The sequence below is a fragment of the Bacillus sp. J14TS2 genome (assembly GCF_018333015.1).
Lineage (GTDB): Bacteria > Bacillota > Bacilli > Bacillales > Bacillaceae_C > Lederbergia.
Genome location: NZ_BORE01000081.1, coordinates 1 through 255, shown reverse-complemented (window position 1 = coordinate 255; position 255 = coordinate 1). Strand labels below are relative to the sequence as shown.

General features: G+C 43.9%; 1 protein-coding gene. It reads right to left on the bottom strand.

The features are described from left to right. Positions 1 to 255: transposase (locus KI375_RS27155; RefSeq protein WP_212976451.1), on the bottom strand; the 255-nt coding region annotated here is incomplete at both ends.

Here is a 255-nt window from a genome sequence, read left to right as displayed (position 1 = left end):
AGCGAAAATTGATATCCCGGCGACATGCTTTTTCTATCTCCCGGGAAGAATAGATTTTTTGGGAGGCTGCGTAGGTGATGACCTTAAACAGAATGACTGGATCGACCGCCGGTTTTCTCCCTTTTCGGGAGTATGCCTGTAATAGCCCTTTATAATCCATCCTTTCACATAAGAGGCAGTGGAGTCGGACCGAATCATCCGCAGGTATCATTTCTTCTACATCCATCGGTAAATATAATTGATAATTACCTGATG